The organism is Streptomyces sp. NPDC093064 (assembly GCF_044754605.1).
Classification (GTDB): domain Bacteria; phylum Actinomycetota; class Actinomycetes; order Streptomycetales; family Streptomycetaceae; genus Streptomyces.
In genome coordinates this window covers 180,171-199,195 of the sequence record NZ_JBIVPK010000003.1, presented here as the reverse complement: position 1 = coordinate 199,195, position 19,025 = coordinate 180,171, and the positions used below count along the sequence as shown (strand labels likewise).

Genomic DNA, 19,025 nt, shown 5'->3' with positions numbered 1-19,025 from the left:
CGGCACGGCACCTCGCCGCGTTGTCGCATCACCCGAGTACATCCAGTACGCGGGCGATGCTCCGCCTTGCGATGTACCGCACCGGACGCCGCGAGCTTTCCGGCAAACCTTTCCGGCCACAGCACTAGCGCCGCTCGGCCTCGGCGGGACGCCGACCCGGAGGCGCCGCCGAGGCCGGCGGGTGGATCTGCGACGATCTTCACGTGGACTACCCCAACGACCAGGCTCCCGGCGCCCCGGTGCGCTCCGGCATCCCGGAGCACGGCCGGATCCCCAAGTACTACGCGGTGAAGGCGAGGATCGACGACCTCATCGGCGAACTGGGGGAGGACCGGCCGATCCCGACCGAGCGCGATCTGTCCGAGGAGTACGGGGTCGCCCGCGAGACCGTGCGGCAGGCGGTGCGCGAGCTGATCCTGGAGGGCAAGCTGCGGCGCCGGGGCCGCGGCACGGTCGTCGCGGGCCCCAAGCTGGAGCAGCCGCTGTCCCTGGTCAGCTACACCGAAGGCGTACGGCGGCAGGGCCGCACCCCCGGACGTTCCCTCGTCACCCTGGACCGCTTCCCCTGCCCGGACCCCCTCGCCGCCGAGACGGGACTCACCCGCGGCGAACCCGTCTGGCACCTGGAGCGCGTGCTCCTCGCGGACGACGAGCGGGTCGGCCTGGAGAGCACCTACGTGGCGGTGGCCCGGGTGCCGCACCTGGACACCGGCTTCGACCCCGACTCCTCCTTCTACGCCTACCTCCAAGGGCTGGGCATCGCCTTCGGCGACGCCGACGAGCGCATCGAGACGGTGCTCGCCACCCCGCGTGAGGCCCTGCTCATCGGCACCCCGCCCGCGGTGCCCATGCTGCTGATCCACCGCGTCTCACGGGACACGGACGGGCGCCCGCTGGAGCGGGTGCGGAGCCTGTACCGAGGGGACCGGTTCTCCTTCACCACCCATCTGCGCGGCTGACGACACCACCCACCCGCGAATGACGAAAGGGCGCCGAACAGGCGCCCTTTTTATCACGAAGAGATAACGGGTCTAGCCCAAACTTGACGGCTCGTTCAACCTCCCGTTGTCGGCAGGACCCTTCCGGTTCCTTGTCCGGGAGGAACGTGGTCGTCGTGAGAGTGACAGTCGTAGGAGCCGGCGTGGTGGGCACCATGCACGCCTGGCAAGCAGTGGAACGCGGCCACGAGGTCGTACAGATCGAGCGAGAGGCCGAGGCCCGCGGCGCCTCGCTGCGCAACTTCGGGCAGATATGGGTCAGCGGCCGCGCGGTCGGCGAGGAACTCGACACCGCCCTGCGTGCCCGCGAGCTGTGGGAGGAGATCGGCGGCCGCGTGCCCGCGCTGGGCTTCCGCGCCAACGGCTCCCTGACCCCCGTGCGCGGCGACCTCGAACGCGCCGTCGCCGAGGCCGCCGTGGCCCGCCCGGACGCCGCCCTCCGCGGTCGCAAGCTGCTGACCCCGGCCGAGGCCCGCGCCCTCAACCCCGCCCTGCGCGGCGAGTTCGACGCGGCCCTGTACTGCGAGCGCGACGCGGCCGTCGAGCCGCGCACCGCCCAGCTGGCCCTCCGTGCCGAACTGCTCAAGCACCCGAACTACACCTTCCTGCCCGGGCGCGAGGTCCGGGAGGTTGTCGGCGAGGGCGCCGTACGCGACGACCACGGCGACGTCCACACCGGTGACGTGGTGGTGCTGTGCACGGGAGCCTGGCTCGGCGGACTCGTACGGGAACTCGCCGGCCCCGATCTGCCGGTGCGCCGCGTCCGGCTGCAGATGATGCAGACCGACCCGCTGGGGGAGCCGCTGCCGACCTCGGTCGCGGACGCCGACAGCTTCCGGTACTACCCGGCCTACGCGTCCGAGGCCCTGGACGAGCTCAACGCGAGCCGGCCGCAGGCCGAGATCGCCGCCGCCCACCGGATGCAGCTGCTCATGGTGCAGCGCGCCGACGGCGGACTCACGATCGGCGACACCCACGAGTACGAGCACCCCTTCGCCTTCGACACCGTCGAGGACCCGTACGACCACCTCACCCGTGTCGTCGAATCCCTCCTCGGCCGCCCGCTGCCGAAGGTCCGGCGCCGCTGGGCCGGCGTGTACGCGCAGTGCACCGACCCCGGCCGGGTCGTGCACCGGCAGCAGGTCCGCGACGGGGTGTGGCTGGTCACCGGGCCCGGCGGGCGCGGCATGACCTGCTCACCCGCGATCGCCGAGCAAACCGCGAACGAACTGGGCTGGTGAGGAACCGATGAACGAGATGACGACCACCGAAATCCGCCTCGTCGTGCTGGACATGGCCGGCACGACCGTCGCCGACGGCGGCCTGGTCGAGCGCGCCTTCGCCACGGCCGCCGCCGAACTGGGCGTCGAGCCCGGCTCCGCCGACCACGACGACAAGCTCGCCTACGTCCGCGCCACCATGGGCGAGTCCAAGATCTCCGTCTTCCGGCACCTGTTCGGCGCCGAGGACCTGGCCCAGCGGGCCAACGCCGCCTTCGAGAAGGCGTACGGCGGCCTCGTCGACGGCGGCCTCGTCGCCCCGGTCCCCGGCGCCCGCGAGGCCATCGAGGAACTGCGGGCCGACGGCCGCACGGTCGTGCTGACCACCGGCTTCGCACGCGTCACCCAGGACGCGATCCTCGACGCCCTCGGCTGGCGCGACCTCGTGCCGCTCACCCTCTGCCCGGCCGACGCCGGCGGGCGCGGGCGGCCCTACCCCGACATGGTGCTGGAGGCGTTCATCCGCACCAAGGCGGCCGACGGCGTGCACCAGGTGGCCGTGGCCGGCGACACCTCCTACGACGTGCTCAGCGGCGTACGGGCCGGGGCGGGCGTCGTCGCCGGAGTGCTGACCGGGGCGCACGGCGCGCAGGACCTCCACGACGCCGGCGCCACCCATGTCCTCGGCTCCGTGGCCGACCTGCCCGCCGTGCTCAGGGAAGTCGGCTGATGGGCATCCGCTTCGACTCCGTCACCGTCGCCTACGACGGCACGGTCGTCCTGGACGCCCTCGACCTCACCGTCGAGCCCGGCGAGGTCATGGCGCTGCTCGGGCCGTCCGGATCCGGCAAGACCACCGCGCTGCGGGCGGTCGCTGGGTTCGTGCGGCCCGCGTCGGGGCGGGTGTTTCTGGGGGAGCGGGACGTGACGGACCTGCCGCCCCACCGCCGGGGCATCGGAATGGTCGTCCAGCAGTACGCCCTCTTCCCGCACATGCGGGTCGAGGACAACGTGGCCTTCGGGCTCAAGGCGCGCAAGGTCGCCAAGGCCGAGATCCGCGAGCGGGTCGCCGAGGCCCTGGAGATGACCGGCATGGCCGCCTACGCGCGCCGCTACCCGCGGGAGCTGTCCGGCGGCCAGCAGCAGCGCGTCGCCATCGCCCGCGCCCTGGCCATCCGGCCCGATGTCCTGCTGCTCGACGAACCGCTGTCCGCACTCGACGCCCGGCTGCGCTCCGGGATGCTCGCCGAGCTCGCCCGGCTGCACCGGGAACTGCCCGATGTGTCCATCCTGTACGTCACCCACGACCAGGTCGAGGCGCTGACCCTCGCGGACCGGATCGCGGTGATGGACAAGGCGCGCCTGCAGGCGTGCGGGACGCCCCGGGAGCTGTACCGGGCCCCGGCCAACGAGTTCACCGCCTCCTTCGTCGGCAACGCCAACCTGCTGCCGGTCACCGTGACCACCGGGGGCGCCGCCTTCGGGAGCACCGAACTGAAGGTCGACACGGCGGGCGCGGCGGCCGGCGCGCGTGCCACCCTGTGCGTCCGGCCGCACCTGGTCGGCATCGGAGACGGACCCAACCGGCTCGCCGGCACCGTCAGTGAGATCCAGTGGCGCGGTTCCACGCATCGGCTGTACGTCGACGTGGCCGGCCACCCGGTGATGGCGGACCTGCCCGAGCTGAGGAACCCGCCGGGGCACGGCGACGAGGTCAGCCTGCACTTCGCGCCCGAGGACGCGGTGCTGCTGGCCGCGGGGGTGAGCGGCGATGAGCGCTGAACCCATCGTGCGGGCGGCGCCCGCCCGTCCCGGGGAGAGGGCGGCGGGCCCCGGCCCGGACGCGGCCACCACCCGGGCGCGCGGGCGCGGCCCGCGGACGGCGCCGAGGCTGCTGTGGGCCCTGCCCCCGGTCGCCCTCCTCGCGGTGTTCTTCCTCTACCCCCTCTTCCTGGTCGGCCGGCAGTCCCTCCAACCCGACACCGGCGGGACCTCCGTCCAGCCGTACCTCGACGTCTTCGCGTCCGCCGCGTTCCGTGAGGCGCTGTGGACCACCGTCTGGCTCGCTCTCGGCTCGACCGCCGGATGCCTGGTCCTCGGCTTCCTGCTGGCCCTGGTCATCGCGTTCGTGCCGTTCCCCGGCGCCAAGGCGGTGTCCCGGTTCATCGACGTCTTCCTGTCCTTCCCGTCCTTCCTCATCACGCTCGCCCTGCTGTTCATCTACGGCAACGTCGGCATGGCCAACGGCCTGTGGACGGACGTCACCGGGGCCGCCGACGGGCCGTTCCAGTTCCTCACGACGCCGTGGGGTGTGCTGCTGGCGGAGATCACCTACTTCACGCCGTTCGTGATGCGGCCGCTGCTCGCCGCGTTCACGCAGCTGGACACTGCGCAGTTGGAGGCGGCCAGTTCGCTCGGGGCCCGCGCGCCCCGCATGGTCCGGCAGATCATCCTGCCGGAGGCGCTGCCCGCGCTGGCGGCAGGCGGCAGCCTCGTGCTGGTGCTGTGCCTCAACGAGTTCGGCATCGTGCTGTTCACCGGAGCCAAGGGCGTCACGACCCTGCCGGCCCTCGTCTACAGCAAGGCGATCCTGGAGTCCGACTACCCGGGCGCGTGTGTGGTCGCCGTGGTCAACGTCCTTCTCTCCGTGGGCCTGTACGGCCTGTACCGGGTGGTGAGCCGTCGTGCTGGTGCATAGCCGCAAGGCGAAGTGGGCACTGTGGGCGGTCTTCCTCGTCCTCTTCCTCCCCCTCTTCGCGCTGCCGCTCCTCGTCGTCCTCGGCGCGTCCTTCGCCACCCACTGGTCCAGCGTCCTGCCGTCCGGCCTGACCACCGCCAACTACAAGGCAGCCACTCACGGCGATGCCCTCCAGGCGCTCACCACCAGCCTGCTCACCGCACTCGGCGCGAGCCTGCTCGCCCTGACCGTCGGCACCTGGGCGGCGCTGGCCGGCGCGGCGCTGAAGAAGAGCCACCGGCGTGTGATGGACGCCCTGTTCGTCCTGCCGGTCGCCGTCCCCTCCGTGGTGGTGGGCCTGGCGGTCCTGGTCGCCTTCTCCCAGCCGCCGTTGCTGCTCAACGGCACCCGGTGGATCGTCATCCTCGCGCACACCGTGCTGGTCACGGCCTTCGCCTACCAGTCGGTCACCGCCGCCCTGCGCCGCCTCGACCCGGCCTACGAACAGGCCGCCGCCTCCCTCGGCGCCGGGCCCGCCCGGGTGCTGTGGCGGGTGCGGCTGCCGCTGCTGCTGCCCTCGCTCACCGCCGCGACCGGCCTCTGCTTCGCCCTGTCCATGGGGGAGTTGAGCGCCACCATGATGCTCTACCCGCCCGACTGGACCCCGCTTCCGGTCCTGATCTACTCGGCCACCGACCGCGGTTCCCTGTTCGCCGGTTCCGCCCTGGCCGTCGTCCTCATGACGGCGACCCTGCTCGTCCTGCTCGCCGTCTCCCGGATCCGCACCAGGGCCGCACACCGATAGCCCCAGACCACTCCCGGCCACCCCCACCTCCCGGCCACCCCCCACCTCCCGACCACCCCCCACCTCCCGACCACCCCCCACCTCCCGACCACCCCCCACCTCCCGACCACCCCCCACCTCCCGACCACCCTCCCCGATTCATCACACTCAGCAAGGGATTCGCCACGTCATGCGCAAGAACACCCTCAAGATCGCCACCGCTGTCTGCCTCCTCGCCGCCCCACTCACCGCCTGCAGCGGCACCGCCTCCTCCGCTTCCTCCGCCGACGCCAAGGTCGTCACCGTCTACAGCGCCGACGGCCTCAAGGGCGAGAACGGCGACGGCTGGTACGACCGCGTCTTCCAGGACTTCGAGAAGCAGACCGGCATCAAGGTCAAGTACGTCGAGGGCGGCTCCGGTGAGATGGTCCAGCGGGCCGTCCGCGAGAAGGGCAACCCGCAGGCCGACGTGCTGGTCACCCTGCCGCCGTTCATCCAGCAGGCGGACAGCAAGGGCCTGCTCGAGAAGTACACGCCGCAGGGCGCCGACCAGGTCGCCGCCTCCGACAAGGCCACCGACGGCACCTGGACCTCCGTGGTCAACAACTACTTCGGCTTCATCTACAACAAGAAGGAGCTGAAGCAGGCCCCCACCACCTGGGAGCAGCTCCTCGACGGCAAGTACAAGAACAAGCTCCAGTACTCCACGCCGGGTGTCGCCGGCGACGGCACCGCCGTGCTCGTCAAGGCCATGCACGACTTCGGGGGCAAGGACGCGGCGCTCGCGTACCTGAAGAAGCTCCAGGCCAACAACGTCGGCCCGTCCGCCTCCACCGGCAAGCTCGCGCCCAAGGTCGACAAGGGCGAACTGCTCGTCGCCAACGGTGACGTCCAGATGAACTACGCCCAGTCCAAGACCATGCCCAACCTCGGCATCTGGTTCCCGGCCACGAAGGGCGGGAAGCCGACCACCTTCGCCCTGCCCTACGCCGCCGGACTGGTCAGCCACGCCCCGCACGACGCGAACGGCAAGAAGCTCCTCGACTTCATGCTCGACAAGCAGGCGCAGCAGGAGGTCAGCGAGATCGGCGGCGGCTTCAGCGCCCGCCAGGACGTCAAGGCCACCGACGCCAACGCGACCGACCTGGCCAAGCTGATGCAGGGCGTGGAGGTGTTCACGCCGGACTGGAACGACATCGACAAGAACCTCACGACGTACGTCGAGGCGTGGAAGCAGGCCACCGGAAGCTGAACCGGCCTCCGGCAAGATCCGACCTCCGGCAAGATCCGGCCACTGGCTAGGCTGGACTCACGCAAACGCGCGTACGGCAGGAGGCCGAAGCACATGGCAGACCGCAAGCCCATCGAGTCGTGGCTCACCGACATGGACGGTGTCCTGATCCACGAGGGTGTTCCGATCCCCGGTGCCGACGCCTTCCTGACGAAGCTGCGTGAGTCCGGCCGGCCGTTCCTGGTGCTGACCAACAACTCCATCTACACCCAGCGCGACCTGCACGCCCGCTTGCAGCGCATGGGCCTGGACGTGCCGATGGAGAACATCTGGACGTCCGCCCTGGCCACCGCCCAGTTCCTCGACGACCAGCGGCCCGGCGGCAGCGCCTACGTCATCGGCGAGGCCGGCCTGACCACCGCGCTGCACGACATCGGCTACATCCTGACCGACCACGACCCCGACTTCGTGATCCTGGGGGAGACCCGGACGTACTCGTTCGAGGCCATGACGAAGGCCGTGCGGCTGATCAACGACGGCGCCCGGTTCATCGCCACCAACCCGGACAACGTGGGCCCCTCCGCCGAGGGCGCCCTGCCCGCGACCGGCTCGGTCGCCGCCCTGATCACCGCGGCGACCGGCCGGAAGCCGTACTTCATCGGCAAGCCCAACCCGCTGATGATGCGCGCCGGGCTGAACGCGATCGGGGCTCACTCGGAGACCTCCGCCATGATCGGCGACCGTATGGACACCGACGTGCTCGCGGGCCTGGAAGCCGGGATGCGGACGTTCCTGGTCCTCACCGGTGTCACGCAGGCGAAGGACATCGACCGCCACCCGTTCCGGCCGTCCCACGTCGTCGACTCGATCGCGGACCTCGTCGAGCGGATCTGAGAACCCCGTCCCGCCCACCCACCCTTCTCACCCATTCGGCGCAGCGCGGTTTCGCAGCGGATGCGGCCGTGGCCCGTCGGGAGTCTCCTGATAGCGGAGGTTTCACGATGGGTCCATTGCGCCTCACACTCTGCACGGGACTTCTGGCGGCCGCCGCGCTCGTCCCAGCGGCCGACGGGGTGGACGGTCCGGGTGGTCCGGGCGGTCCGGTTCTGCCCGGTGCCCCGGCGGCTCCGGGCACCCTCGCCGTCGTACCGCCGTCGAAGCCGCCCACCGCATCGGCTTCCCCGAGCCCGCCACGTACGCCACCCACTCGACCCACGCCGTTCGTTCCGGCCACCCGGACCCCCGGGGCCACCACCGCCCCCGCACCGGCCGCTCCGCCCGCGCCCGGCACGGCGCACGCGGTGACCGGGCTGGTGCTCGCGGGTGCCGCCGGGGCGGCCGTCCTCCTCCTTCCCCGGGCGCGCGGTACGAGCCGCGCCGGGGACGGCCGGCGCGGCCGCCGCGGCCGCGGATCGCACTGAGGGCGGGATCGGCATGTCCGACCACGACGGCACCCGCTCCCGCTGCACCGGCCGCCTCCTGGCCGGCCTGGCCTGGGTGGTGCTGCTGCTCGGGCTGTGGCTCTGGGGACGCGATCTGACCGACGTACGGGAGTCCCTGGCGCCGTCGGCCACCGGGGACATGGCCGCGGCCGGCCGGCCCTCAGCGGACCGGCTGCCCACGGAGTCCGGCCCGCTGACCGACGCCCCGCCGCGGCGCCTGGACATCCCCGGCCTGGGAGTGCGGGCGCCGGTGGTGGCCCGTGGCCTGGACGCGCGGGGCGCGGTCGAACCGCCGCCGGCGGACCAGGCCGGCACGGTCGGCTGGTACGGCGCCGGGGTGAAACCGGGGACGTCCGGGACCGCGCTGCTGGTGGGCGACCTCGGCGCCGGGAGCCGGCCCGGGGCGTTCGACCGGATCGGTTCGCTGCGGCCCGGCGAGGCGGTCCGGGTGGTCCGGGACGACGGCAGCGTCGCCGACTTCACCGTCGACGACGTCAAGGTCCTGACCGGCGACCGGCTCGACGTCCGGCAGGCGTCCGGGGAACCGAAGCCGGGCCGCGCCGAGCTGCGGCTGATCGGCTGCGGCGGCACCGTCGACGGAACGAGCCGCGGCTGCGCCGCGAACGTGGTCGTGTCGGCGCACCTCACGGGCGCCGGCCGATGAGGCCACCGGCCCGTGAGGCCACGGTCACCACCGCCACCCCGCCACCCCCCATCACCGCCACCTGGCCCCGCCGACGAACCGCTCCCCGACTGACCGTTCCCCATGGGACTTTGAGGCCTCGGGCGACCTGTGACCTGTGACAGCATGGGACCCGGCCGAGCGCACCAAGGGGGAAGGCATGTACGGCATGAGGGGGGCCCTCTCGCGTGCCCGTGCGGCGGGCGTCCGGGCGTCCGCGGCGGCGCTGGGGGCGGCACTGCTGGCCACCGGGTGCACCTCCGGGGGCGGCGACAAGGACAACGGCGCCGGGATCACCCAACAGCCCAAGGAAGCCGACCCGTTCTGGGTCAACCCGGACAGCAGGGCGGCCCGTCAGGTCGCCGCCTACCTCAAGGCCGGGAAGAAGGCCGACGCCGAGCAGATCCGGAAGATCGCCGGGCAGCCGACCGGCGAGTGGATCGGCCCGGAGAACCCCGAGCAGGAGGCCCGCGGCTTCACCGAGGCCGCCGACAAGGCGGGCCGCACCGCGCTGCTCGTCCTCTACAACATCCCGCACCGCGACTGCGGCCAGTACTCGCAGGGCGGCGCCGCCGACGGGGACGCCTACCGCTCCTGGGTGGACGGTGTGGCCCGGGGCATCGGCGACCGCCCGGCCACGGTGGTCCTGGAACCGGACGCCCTGCTGCACCTGGTGGACGGCTGCACCCCGGAGGAGTACCGAGAGGAGCGCTACGACCTGCTCGAGGGCGCGGTCCAACGGCTCAAGTCCCTGAAGAGCACCAAGGTGTACGTGGACGCGGGCAACGCGGGCTGGGGCCACCCCGACCAGATCTTCGAGCCGTTGCGCCGCGCGGGCGTGGGCCGGGCCGACGGCTTCGCGGTCAACGTCTCCAACTTCTACTCCACCCGGGAATCCCTCGCCTACGGCAAGCAGTTGTCCGCCAAGCTGGACGGCAAGCACTTCGTCGTCGACACCAGCCGCAACGGCAACGGCCCCTACGACGGCGGGGATCCGGGAGAGCGCTGGTGCAACCCGCCCGGCCGGGCACTGGGCGAGGCGCCCACGACGAGGACGGCCGACCCGCTGGCCGACGCCTACCTGTGGGTCAAGCGGCCCGGCGAGTCCGACGGCACCTGCAAGGGCGGCCCGAAGGCGGGGGACTGGTGGGCCGACTACGCGCTGAAGCTGGCGAGGGCCAGCAAGTAGAGCATTCGGAACACGACTTGGGGCGCCCCCCTGGAGGGAGGGCGCCCCTGAGTGCATGCGGCTACGGGACCTCGGCTGCTTTCGAGCCCCGGCCCGCTACGGGACCTTCACCCACTGCGCCTCGCTCGGCGTTCCCTGGTCGTCGTCGACGAACAGCATGTACCACCCCGACTGCACCAGATTCCGGCCCTTCGGCACCGTCACCGTGATCTTGTCGCCGGACGTGGTGAAGTCCAGCGCGATCGAGCGCTGGTCGACGTCCGTGACATGCGTGGAGGCACTCGGGCGGATCAGCCGGACCTTCTTGATCGTGCCGGCGTGCTGCGAGGCGAACGTGCCGGAAGCGCCCCGGGCGATGGTCTGTGGGCCGCCCGACAGGGAGGGCCGCGCGTCCCGGTACAGATATGGCGGCGTGTAGATCTCGACGCGCTGCTCGAAGGTGCCGGGCTTGGTGTTGGCCTTGTCGCCGTAGAGCGAGTCGGAACCGAAGAACATCACCCGGCCGTCCGGCAGCAGGATCGAGCCGGCGTGGTAGTTGCGGCCCACCAGCGGGTCGGCGACCCGCTTGAAGGAGTTGGTACCCGGGTCGTAGAGCCGGGCCTGGAGGATGTTGGAGTCGCCGCGGCCCCGGTAGTCCTCGGAGCCGCCCGAGACCAGGATGGAGTCGTCGGGCAGGACCGAGGACTGAGGGTAGCGGGTGCCCTTCTCCAGCGTCGGACCGTCCGTGAAGCGCGGGTTCTTCGCCTTCAGGTCGATGATGCGGGTCTTCCTGCTGGCCAGCGGGGACTCGCCGACCCCGCCGCCGCCGATCACCATGAACCGCTCGTCCTGCGCGGGCGGCAGCAGGACCGTGCCGGAGGTTTCCATCATCTGCGCGTCGCTCAGGCCGGGCAGCTCGGTGAACTTGTTGCTGTCCACGTCCCAGACGCCCGGGTCGCGGCCCACGTCGGCCGGTCCGTAGCCCGCGTTGGAGCCGGAGTAGAACAGCTTGCCGTTCTGCAGCGGGAACAGCGCCGGGTAGGTCGGGAACTGACGGACCTTCGGCGTGTACGTCCACTTCTTGGTCTTGGGGTCGAAGACCTCGTTCTTGCCCGGGACCAGCTGGCCGATGTCGTCGAGACCGGAGACGCTGAGGATCTTCCCGTCGCTCAGGGTAGTGAGCGTCGGGTACCAGCGGGCCTCGTTCATCGGGTCGACCTTGATGTACTTCTCGGCGACCGGGTCGAACTCGTAGGCGTCCCGGATCCCCTGGAAGTCCTTCTTGTCCAGGGCGAGCTTTTCCGCGATGCCGTAAGTGTTGCGGGTGTCGTCGCCGGACAGGCCCTGGATCCGGTAGTTGTCCTGGGTGCCCGTCTCGTACCGGGCGCCGCTCTTCTGCGCCTCGACGTAGATGCGGCCCAGACCCGGGCTGTTGCCCAGGAACCTGCCGGCCTGGTCGAACTTCTTCTTGGCGCGCGGCACCAGCACCGGGTCCTTGGAGACGAACGTCTTTCCGTTCGCCCCGCCGGTGAACCTCGTGCCCGCGGGCAGTGTGATCGGCTTGTCCGGGTTCTCGTTGTGGACGATCATCAGGCCGCCGGCCTTGGTGACGTCGCCCTGGAGCTTCTCGTACCGCTTGGTGCCGCCGGCGATCAGGATGTTGCCGTCGGCGAGCTGGGTGTGGCCCGTGCAGAACAGGTCCTCGGGCGTGGGCACCTTCTTGACGGTGCCCTTGACCGGGTCCCAGATACGGGTGTCGAACTGCCGGGCGTCGAAGTTCTGCTTGTTGTTGCCCGAGCCGGCGACCATCAGCACCTTGCCCGTGTGCAGCAGCACGGCGTGGATGGTGTTCTGCCGGTACTCCTTGGGGAACTCGACGATCTCCCAGTGGCCGTTCTCGGCCTTGTACTCGGGTTTGTTGATCTTGTACTGGTGGTAGCGCTCCGTGCCGAAGCGGTAGAGCCACGGCCCGTTCATTCCGGCCAGAGCGACTACCACCACCGCGCCGATCCCGAGTCGTCGGGCGCGCCGGAGGCCGGCCTGGTCCTTCATTCCTTACGTCCCCCCAGTCCACCGAGGGCGATCTGCATGGTGTGCTCGCCCGTCGTTCCGTCCGTTCCGGCCCCACTCGGCCCGCCGCTGCCCGGCGCGTGTCCCGGCGGTACCTCCACCACCGGGACCGGCATCCCCTGGGCCGGTGTGTGCGCCCGGTGCGGATGTGCCGGGACCGCGTCCCGCGGCTCCGGCGCGGCGGCCCCGGACGCCTGCCGGCGCCTCTCCTGCCGCAGCGTCCACCGCCAGGCGAAGATCGGTGCGGCGGTGACGAGCATGGCGAACGTGGCCCAGGTGATCATCGCCGGGTGGGAGTGCCCGAGGGCGAAGCCCGCGACGAGCGAGCCGCCGAAGACAAGGATGAAGAACCAGTGGATGCGGAACGTCCCGAACAGCGTGTCGGGGCTCGCCGACTCGCCCTTCGGGGTCACCACGAACTTGCTCTTGCGCCGCAGCACGGCGTCCATCAGCGAGCGCGCGTAGACCGGCGCGGACAGCGCCGACATCACCATGCCGGCCACCCCGCCGGAACCCTCCGGCTCGTGCGGCGAGACGTTGTGCCGGCGGTTCCAGACGTACAGGCCGATCTGGAGCGCCGAGGCGTTGCCGTACAGCATCAGCCACACGGTCGGGTCGATGTTCACGCCCGAGGCGCCGAGGCCCAGGAACAACGCGCAGCTCAGGGCCGCCAGGATCCAGTTGAGGGCGGACATCGGATAGAAGATGATCATCATCGTGTAGTTGAAGAGCTTGGCCGGCGGCAGGGTGCCGAAGCCCTTCCAGTACTGCTTGAGGATCGTCTCGTAGGTGCCTCGCGACCAGCGCAGCTGCTGGGTGAAGAAGTCCGTCCAGGCGTTCGGGCCCTCGCCGACCGCGAGCACGTCGGGGGTGTAGACCGACTTCCACTTGCGGCCGGTCGCCGGGTTCTTGGCACGGTGCATCTCGAAGCCGGTGGCCATGTCCTCGGTGATCGAGTCGTACAGGCCGCCGATCTGCTTGAGCGCCTTGATTCGCACGGCGTTCGAGGTGCCGACGAACATCGGCGCGCCGTAGCGGTTGCCGGCCCGCTGGATCAGCGCGTGGAAGAGGAACTGCTGCGACTCGGCCGCCTTGGTGACGAACGTGTCGTAGTTGCCGTAGACCTGCGGGCCGATCACGAATCCGACGTCGGGGTCGCGGAAGTACCCCAGCATCCGCTCCAGGTAGTTGGGCAGCGGCACATGGTCGGTGTCGACGGAGGCGAAGAAGTCGTAGTCGTCGCCGTGCGCCTGGAGCCAGGCGTTGTAGTTGCCGTGCTTGGTCTTGGCGCGGTGCGGACCCTTGGCCTGGTTCCAGCGCGCGACGCCCTTGCGGCTGAAGTGGTGCACGCCCAGGCGCGCGCAGACTTCCTTCACGTCGGGGTCGTCGCCCTCGTCGAGCAGCCAGACGTGCAACAGGCCCCGGTGACGCAGCCGTACGGCGGCCTCCAGGGTCTTGGTCACCATCTCCAGCGGTTCCTTGCCGGGCACGAAGGAGGTCAGGAACGCGACCCGGGTGCCGGGCTCGGGCACCACCGGGACCGGGTCCCGGGCGACCAGGGTGGCGTGCGCGTTGGACAGCACGTTCATGCAGCGGAAGAACTCGATCAGGCCGATCGAGACCAGCATCACCGTGTCGAGGGCCGGCAGGAAGTCGTAGGCCGGGTAGTCGCGTTCGGTCCAGTGCTTGGGCTGGAGCAGCCAGGCCAGCAGGACCAGCGACAGCAGCGGCGCGGCGGCGAGCATCAGTGCGACCCGGATGCGGTGCGGCTCCTGCGAGATCAGCGAGCGGTACTGCACCGTGTACGGCTCGTCCGGGTCGGGCTCGGTGAGGGGGCCGGCCAGCCGGCTGTAGTGCTCGTAGTCGTATTTCGGCAGGGACTTCTTGATTCTGCGGAATGTCCCCGTGGTGCTGGTGCGGTGTCCCGGCACTCGTAGCCGGGTCGTCTCAGAAGGATCGGATTCGTGCCGGGCGCCCGACGGCGTCGACGTCATGACTCATCCCCCCACACGCATGCGAGCGCGTGTTCGTCGGTTCCTTCGTCTGTTCGAGGCCCCCTCGGCCCGTCACGGACGTTTGCGTGCCGGCCGCGGGTCACCAGGTCGGTCCCACCCCGGAGACACGGCACCGCGGCCCGCCGGTTGCATGGCTGCCCCCCGTGGCGGCCGTCGACGCGCGGGAGTCACGGCTCACCGCGCGGCCGGAGCAACCGGCTCCTACAACCCCCCAACACCCCCCAACATCCCCAACACCCCCCAAGTGCAGCCAAAGGGCGGCAGCTTGAAACATCCAGGGTTCTACGGTGTTCAGCATGATCGCAAGACGCGAAACTCGGAGTTTACCGGTCATACGCACGCATTGCGGAGAGGGGGTGCGCCGAGGTGTTCGACACCCTGCGCCGCTCGATCTTCTGTACGGCTGAGACGGGAGAGGCGTTCAGCCGGAACGGGAGGAACCGGTAAAAAGTGAAGGCGAGCCCGGTCCTGTGGACCGGGCTCGCCTTTGTCGTGGTGCGCCGCCAGGGACTCGAACCCCGGACCCGCTGATTAAGAGTCAGCTGCTCTAACCAACTGAGCTAGCGGCGCCTGCTGACAGCGTTCACTTTACATGACCTCCGTGGGTCCCCCGACCAGCCGCGCCCGGTGGGCGGGGCAGGTGGAGCCGTCCTGTACATCGTTCGGACCGTCAATGTTCGCGTCCGGTGGACAGTTGTGGCAATGATCAACGTGCACAGATCAGGATATGTACCCATGAAGTGTGAGGAAGATCGCATGATGCCTCCGGTGTTCGAGGACATCGACCCCGCGAGCGACTGCGACTGCTCCGGGTGCGTGCGCGGGCGCGGCCTCTCCCGCGCCCCGGCCGCCCGCACCCCGGTCCGTGCGGCCGCCGCGCATCGCGCGCTGGCCGTGGTGGCCGTCACCGCCGCCGCGGTCCTCGGCGTGGGCCATGCGCCACCGGCGGCGGCAGCCATCCACACCGCCGGCCGGACACCCGGGCCGCCGGGCACCCGGTCCTCGGCCGACGAGACGGAGACCCCGCAGGGCGTCGCGGGCGCGTTGTTCGGGCCGGGCGGACCGGTCAAGGCGGGGGAGCAGGTCGTGATCGGCGCCACCACCCGGTCGCAGATCGTCACCCGGGCCAAGAAGTGGCTGGACGCCCGGGTGCCGTACAGCATGAACCTTTTCTGGCGCGACGGATACCGCCAGGACTGCTCCGGCTTCGTCTCGATGGCCTGGGACCTGCCGCGCAACGAGTGGACCGGCAGTCTCGGCCGGTACGCGGCGCGGATCACCAAGGAGCAGCTCCAACCCGGCGACATCCTGCTCTTCCACAACCCCGACAACCCTCAGAAGGGCTCACACGTGGTGCTCTTCGGCGGCTGGACCGACCAGCGGCACACCTCCTACATCGCCTACGAGCAGGCGCCGCCGCACGCTCGCAGCAGGACCACTCCGTACGCGTACTGGACCAACTCCAAGCGCTACATCCCCTACCGCTACAAGGGCGTCACCCGGGGTGCGGCCGGTCCCGCCGCGGCGTCGCCCGCGCCGTACCCGGGAGCGGCGTACTTCGGCCCCGGCGCCAACAACCCGCATGTCACCCGGCTCGGCCGGATGCTCGCCGCCCGTGGCGGCGCCTCCTACTACGCCAAGGGGCCCAACTCGCGCTGGTCGGAGGCGGACCGGCGGGCCACCCAGGCCTTCCAGCGGGCCCAGGGCTGGACCGGGGCGGCCGCGGACGGGCTGCCGGGGCCGGGGACATGGCAGCTGCTGGTGACCGGGAAGGGCAAGGACATCAAGGCCGCGGCCCCCGCCTCGCACGGGGTGCCCGGCTACCCGGGGCGGGCGATGTTCCGGCCCGGTGCCGACAACCGGTACGTCACCGAGCTGGGCCGGCAGCTGGTGAGGAAGGGGTACGGCCGGTTCTACACCAACGGGCCGGGGCCGCGCTGGTCGGACGCGGACCAGCGGGCCGTCGAGGCCTTCCAGCGCGCCCAGGGGTGGCGGGGCGGCGCGGCGGACGGCCGGCCGGGGCCCGAGACCTGGCGCCGGCTCTTCGCATGACCGCGGTCCCGAAGGGGCCGCCGATCCACCGTACGAACGTCTGAACCATCTGGCGCGGAGGCTGGAGGCAGGTATGAGTACGACCACATCCCCCACATCCGAATACGACGAGCACGAGACGATGATGGCCCCGGACGGCTGGGCGGGCCGCTGCGTCCCCCGGCTCATCCACAACGAGGGGACCACGGAGATCCCCGTCCATCTGCTGTTCCGCGACGACGCGGACACGATCCCGCTGCCGGTCACGCCCGCGGTGGTGGGCAGCAGGAAGGGTACCGGTGAGCAGCCGCGGCTGGGGCGCGGGCACCGGGTGCCGGCGCCGGCCCGCCCGGCGCCGGAGATGGACTCCGAACTGGTGGAGCGCCCGGCGCTGGTGCTGCCCGGCGCGGCCGGGGTGCTGGCCGGGGCCTGCGGGGTGGCGGGCTGTGTGCTCACCTCGTGGTGGGCGGGGGTGCTGCCGGGCCTCGCGGTGCGGCTGCTGGGGCTGCCGGCGTCCGTGGACGCCGGACTCGGCGGACCGCAGTGGGCCGCGTACGCCGGGGCGGGGGCGCTCGCCCTGTTCGGTTTCGGCGGGCTGGCCCGGGGCCGGACCGGGCGGGCCTGGGTGCTCGGCCTGTTCGGCCGCTACCGGGGGACCGTCCGGCACACCGGGCTGCTGTGGCTGAACCCGCTGATGCCGCGCCGCCGGATCGACGTCCGGCTGCGGCACTGGCGCAGCAAGCCGATGCCGGCCGCCGACGTGGGTGGGGTCGCGCTGCGGGTGGTGGCGCTGGTGGTGTGGCGGGTGCGGGACACCGCGCGGGCCATGCTCGGGATCGACGACCACGAGACGTACCTGCGCGAGTGCGTCGAGGCGGCGCTGGCCCGGGTGCCGGTGGACCCGCCGAGCGGCGCGCGGGGGGCGGCGGCCACCGCGGACACGCTGACCCGGCTGGTGAAGCGGGAGGTGACACCGGTCGGTCTGGAGGTGTTCTCGGTCCAACTGGTCCGGGTCGAGTACGCGCCGGAGGTCGCCGCCGCCATGCACCGGCGCAGCGTCGCCGCACTGGACGCGCGGCACCGGGCGAGCATGCTCACCTCGGTGGTGGACTCGGTGGAGGACACGGTGACCCGGCTGACCACCAGAGGTCTTGTCGACCTCAACGACTATGAACGCAAGCTGCTGGTACGGGACTTGACGGTGGCGTTCTGCGCGGGAGGCCGGGAACCGGGGCCGTGACGGGGGTGGGGGAGGGCGTGTCTTTGGTATGGACATGTTCAAGTAGCGGCAATAGCCTGAACTTGGTCTAGACCTGCACAGCTCACTGAACCTCCCCCACATCTCCAGGAGCGGCAGTATGCGCACCAAGGCCAAGATCTCCGCAGCCGTGCTCGGCCTCACGACCGCCGGAGCCTTCGTGCTCTCCACCGGCGGCGCCAGCAGCCACGGCTACACCGACCTGCCCATCAGCCGGCAGAAGCTCTGCAACAACGGAACCGTCGCCGACTGCGGCGACATCCAGTGGGAGCCGCAGAGCGTCGAGGGCCCGAAGGGCTTCCCGGCCTCCGGGGCGGCCGACGGACAACTCTGCTCCGGGAACAACACCCGGTTCAGCCAGCTCGACAGCCCCAAGACCCCCTCGGGCGTCGCCTGGCCGACCACCAAGGTCAACGGCGGCCAGAGCTACACCTTCCGCTGGCAGTTCACGGCCATGCACGCCACGACGGACTTCAAGTACTACGTGACCAAGCAGGGCTGGAACCAGAACCACGCCCTGACCCGCGCCGACCTCAACACGACCCCGTTCCTGACGGTGCCCTACGGCGGACAGCGCCCGCCGGCCACCCTCAGCCACAGCGGCACCCTGCCCACCGGGCTGAGCGGCCACCACGTCATCCTCGCGGTCTGGACGATCGCCGACACGGGCAACGCGTTCTACGCCTGCTCCGACGTCACGTTCTGAGCGTCGATCCGGGCGTTCCGCGATCTGAGCATTCCCTGAGCCACCGGACCGGCCGGCGTGGGTAGATTCCCCCCCACGCCGGCCGATCACGGCCGCGCCGGAGTTCGGGGGATCTCATGGAAGCGATGTTCTACGTCGTGCCCGGTTTCATCATGGCCGTGGCCCTGACCATGGCATTCGTGGCCGTCCGCCACACGCTGCGGCTCAGGCGCGCCTGGCGGAGCGGGCTGACCGCCGAGGCGCGTTGCCTGCGGATGTTCACCACGGCGCGCGACGGCGGTGACTCCCACGTCCGCACCACGCTGCACCACGTGTACGAGTTCACCGCCCGCGACGGCCGCCAGGTCCGGTTCGAGGAGCAGAACGGCCCGGCGACGATCGTCGAAGGCGACATCGTGCCGGTGTACTACACCGATGGCCGCGCGGTCTTCGCCAATGTCCGCCGGCCGAACAGTGCCCGGAACGTGGCCGGGCTGGCCGCCACCCTGGCGTTCCTCGGCCTGGTCGTGGGCTTCTGCGTCGGCTTCATGGTCACGTACAACGACATGGCCGGCATGTGACCGCGGGTGGAACACGCCGAAGGGCCCCTCGTGATCACGAGGGGCCCTTCATCTGTGCGCCGCCAGGGACTCGAACCCCGGACCCGCTGATTAAGAGTCAGCTGCTCTAACCAACTGAGCTAGCGGCGCATGACTCCCGCCGTCCGCTTCCCGCGGTCGGCGACAAAGAAAATACTACCTGGT

Annotated in this window: 16 protein-coding genes and 2 tRNA genes; 14 read left to right on the top strand and 4 right to left on the bottom strand. The window is 71.1% G+C overall.

Features of this window, described 5'->3' with window-relative positions; all coding sequences use genetic code 11:
* Nucleotides 1-203: 203 nt before the first annotated feature.
* The 10 genes from ACIQFZ_RS05645 (at nt 204) to ACIQFZ_RS05600 (ending at nt 10,223) form a co-directional block, all read left to right on the top strand.
* On the top strand, nt 204-959 hold the full coding sequence (locus tag ACIQFZ_RS05645) for a GntR family transcriptional regulator (RefSeq protein ID WP_365420788.1): 756 nt from the start codon (nt 204-206) through the stop codon (nt 957-959).
* Nucleotides 960-1,153: 194 nt separating this feature from the next.
* On the top strand, nt 1,154-2,239 hold the full coding sequence (locus ACIQFZ_RS05640; RefSeq protein WP_376650863.1) for a TIGR03364 family FAD-dependent oxidoreductase: 1,086 nt from the start codon (nt 1,154-1,156) through the stop codon (nt 2,237-2,239).
* Between the two features lie 7 nt (nt 2,240-2,246).
* On the top strand, nt 2,247-2,948 hold the full coding sequence (locus ACIQFZ_RS05635) for a phosphonatase-like hydrolase (RefSeq protein WP_376650805.1): 702 nt from the start codon (nt 2,247-2,249) through the stop codon (nt 2,946-2,948).
* Nucleotides 2,948-4,000, top strand: a complete 1,053-nt coding sequence (locus ACIQFZ_RS05630; RefSeq protein ID WP_402690678.1) for an ABC transporter ATP-binding protein — start codon at nt 2,948-2,950, stop codon at nt 3,998-4,000. Before ACIQFZ_RS05635 ends, ACIQFZ_RS05630 begins: the two co-directional genes overlap by 1 nt.
* Nucleotides 3,990-4,916 carry a 2-aminoethylphosphonate ABC transporter permease subunit gene (locus tag ACIQFZ_RS05625; RefSeq protein ID WP_365420776.1) on the top strand — a complete coding sequence of 309 codons (927 nt, stop codon included), beginning with the start codon at nt 3,990-3,992 and terminating at the stop codon, nt 4,914-4,916. The genes ACIQFZ_RS05630 and ACIQFZ_RS05625 overlap by 11 nt, the downstream gene beginning before the upstream one ends.
* On the top strand, nt 4,903-5,700 hold the full coding sequence (locus ACIQFZ_RS05620; RefSeq protein ID WP_365420773.1) for an ABC transporter permease subunit: 798 nt from the start codon (nt 4,903-4,905) through the stop codon (nt 5,698-5,700). The genes ACIQFZ_RS05625 and ACIQFZ_RS05620 overlap by 14 nt, the downstream gene beginning before the upstream one ends.
* 169 nt (nt 5,701-5,869) lie before the next feature.
* Nucleotides 5,870-6,931 carry a 2-aminoethylphosphonate ABC transporter substrate-binding protein gene (locus ACIQFZ_RS05615; protein ID WP_365420770.1) on the top strand — a complete coding sequence of 354 codons (1,062 nt, stop codon included), beginning with the start codon at nt 5,870-5,872 and terminating at the stop codon, nt 6,929-6,931.
* Between the two features lie 93 nt (nt 6,932-7,024).
* Complete coding sequence (locus tag ACIQFZ_RS05610) at nt 7,025-7,804, top strand: HAD-IIA family hydrolase (RefSeq protein WP_376650804.1); 780 nt, start codon at nt 7,025-7,027, stop codon at nt 7,802-7,804.
* 540 nt (nt 7,805-8,344) lie between these two features.
* Complete coding sequence (locus ACIQFZ_RS05605; protein WP_402690677.1) at nt 8,345-9,016, top strand: sortase domain-bontaining protein; 672 nt, start codon at nt 8,345-8,347, stop codon at nt 9,014-9,016.
* A gap of 178 nt (nt 9,017-9,194) precedes the next feature.
* Nucleotides 9,195-10,223, top strand: coding sequence for a glycoside hydrolase family 6 protein (locus ACIQFZ_RS05600; RefSeq protein ID WP_402690676.1), 1,029 nt, complete (start codon nt 9,195-9,197; stop codon nt 10,221-10,223).
* A gap of 96 nt (nt 10,224-10,319) precedes the next feature.
* On the opposite strand, the gene ACIQFZ_RS05595 is transcribed toward ACIQFZ_RS05600, so the two are convergent.
* The 3 genes from ACIQFZ_RS05595 to ACIQFZ_RS05585 form a co-directional block, all read right to left on the bottom strand.
* Nucleotides 10,320-12,254 (bottom strand): kelch motif-containing protein, encoded by a 1,935-nt coding sequence (locus ACIQFZ_RS05595; RefSeq protein ID WP_365773742.1) that lies wholly within the window; start codon nt 12,252-12,254, stop codon nt 10,320-10,322.
* Nucleotides 12,251-14,266, bottom strand: a complete 2,016-nt coding sequence (locus ACIQFZ_RS05590) for a glycosyltransferase family 2 protein (protein WP_402690675.1) — start codon at nt 14,264-14,266, stop codon at nt 12,251-12,253. Before ACIQFZ_RS05590 ends, ACIQFZ_RS05595 begins: the two co-directional genes overlap by 4 nt.
* A 514-nt stretch (nt 14,267-14,780) precedes the next feature.
* A tRNA-Lys gene (locus ACIQFZ_RS05585) sits at nt 14,781-14,857 on the bottom strand.
* 186 nt (nt 14,858-15,043) lie between these two features.
* Here ACIQFZ_RS05585 and ACIQFZ_RS05580 point away from each other — a divergent pair.
* The 4 genes from ACIQFZ_RS05580 (at nt 15,044) to ACIQFZ_RS05565 (ending at nt 18,842) form a co-directional block, all read left to right on the top strand.
* The gene (locus ACIQFZ_RS05580; RefSeq protein WP_376650803.1) at nt 15,044-16,339 is read left to right on the top strand and encodes a peptidoglycan-binding protein; all 1,296 of its coding nucleotides are present in this window, start codon (nt 15,044-15,046) and stop codon (nt 16,337-16,339) included.
* Between the two features lie 73 nt (nt 16,340-16,412).
* On the top strand, nt 16,413-17,558 hold the full coding sequence (locus ACIQFZ_RS05575) for an SPFH domain-containing protein (protein WP_365435623.1): 1,146 nt from the start codon (nt 16,413-16,415) through the stop codon (nt 17,556-17,558).
* Nucleotides 17,559-17,676: 118 nt separating this feature from the next.
* Nucleotides 17,677-18,282, top strand: a complete 606-nt coding sequence (locus tag ACIQFZ_RS05570) for a lytic polysaccharide monooxygenase (RefSeq protein WP_402690674.1) — start codon at nt 17,677-17,679, stop codon at nt 18,280-18,282.
* A gap of 125 nt (nt 18,283-18,407) precedes the next feature.
* The gene (locus tag ACIQFZ_RS05565) at nt 18,408-18,842 is read left to right on the top strand and encodes a DUF3592 domain-containing protein (RefSeq protein WP_402690673.1); all 435 of its coding nucleotides are present in this window, start codon (nt 18,408-18,410) and stop codon (nt 18,840-18,842) included.
* Between the two features lie 55 nt (nt 18,843-18,897).
* On the opposite strand, the gene ACIQFZ_RS05560 is transcribed toward ACIQFZ_RS05565, so the two are convergent.
* A tRNA-Lys gene (locus ACIQFZ_RS05560) sits at nt 18,898-18,971 on the bottom strand.
* Between the last annotated feature and the right edge of the window lie 54 nt (nt 18,972-19,025).